Here is a 1,418-nt window from a genome sequence, read left to right as displayed (position 1 = left end):
GGGCATCCTGTGCCAGGGGCGGGGGAGCGCGGCGAACTCGGCGGTCTGCTACGCGCTGGGCATCACCGCGATTGATCCGGTGCGGATGGGGCTCTTGTTCGAGCGCTTCCTGAGCATGGAGCGCCGGGAGCCGCCGGACATCGACGTGGACTTCGAGCACGAGCGGCGCGAGGAGGTGCTCCAGTACGTCTACGCGAAGCACGGCCGGCAGCGCGCGGGCATGGTGTGCGAGATCATCTGCTACCGGGGCCGGCTGGCGCTGCGGGAGGCGGGCAAGGCGCTGGGCCTGGCGTTGGATCAGGTGGACCGGCTGTCGCGGGTGGCCTCGGCGCATGGCTTCCAGGTGACGCCGGAGGTCTTGCGGGAAGCGGGGCTGTCGCCCTCGGACGGGCGGGTGCTGCGGACGCTGTCGGTGGCCCGGGAGCTGGAGGGCGTGCCCCGCCACCTGTCCATCCACGTGGGCGGCTTCGTGATGACGCGCGAGCCGCTGGTGGACCTGGTGCCGGTGGAGAACGCGGCGATGCCGGGGCGCACGGTCATCCAGTGGGAGAAGGACGACGTCAATGCCGTAGGGCTCTTGAAGGTGGACCTGCTGGCGCTGGGGATGCTGACGGCCCTGTCCCGGTGCTTCGCGTTGATCCGCCAGCACCACGGGCGCGAGCTTTCGTTGGCGACGGTGCCGCCGGAGGATCCGAAGGTCTACGACATGCTGTGCGAGGCGGACACGGTGGGGGTGTTCCAGATTGAGAGCCGCGCGCAGATGAACATGTTGCCCCGGCTGCGGCCCCGGGAGTTCTACGACCTGGTGGTGCAGATTGCGCTCATCCGGCCGGGGCCCATCGTGGGCAACATGGTGCACCCGTACCTGCGGCGGAGGAATGGCCAGGAGCCGGTGACGTACCCGAGCAACGAGGTGCGAGGCATCCTCCAGAAGACGCTGGGCGTGCCGCTCTTCCAGGAGCAGGCGATGCGGCTGGCGATGGTGGCGGCGGGGTTCTCCGCGGGGGAGGCGGACGGGCTGCGGCGGGCGCTGAGCCACAAGCACGCGGAGGAGCGGATCCACCCGTACCGGGGCCGCTTCGTGGGGGGCTGCGAGGCGAAGGGCTACACGCGCAAGCAGGCGGAGGAGTGGTTCGATCACTTCCGGGGCTTCGCGCACTACGGGTTCCCGGAGAGCCACTCGGCGAGCTTCGCGTTGATTGCCTATGCGTCCAGCTGGCTGAAGTGCCACTACCCGGCGGCGTTCACGGCGGCGCTGCTCAACTCCCAGCCCATGGGGTTCTACGCGCCGCACACGCTGGTGGCGGACGTGCAGCGGCACGGGGTGGAGGTGCGGCCGGTGGATGTGCGTCGCTCGGCCTGGGACTGCACGTTGGAGGACGGGGCGCTGCGGCTGGGGCTCCGGATGGTGCGGGGGC

At 70.5% G+C, this 1,418-nt stretch carries 1 protein-coding gene; it reads left to right on the top strand.

Annotated elements, in window-relative coordinates; genetic code table 11:
* Positions 1–1,418, top strand: a 1,418-nt coding sequence (locus D7X12_RS41345) for a helix-hairpin-helix domain-containing protein (RefSeq protein ID WP_500683245.1), incomplete at both ends; no start/stop codon positions are given.

It is taken from the genome of Corallococcus sicarius (assembly GCF_003611735.1).
Lineage (GTDB): Bacteria > Myxococcota > Myxococcia > Myxococcales > Myxococcaceae > Corallococcus > Corallococcus sicarius.
Note: the sequence above shows the minus strand (reverse complement) of the source record. Positions and strands in the feature narration are given on the sequence as shown.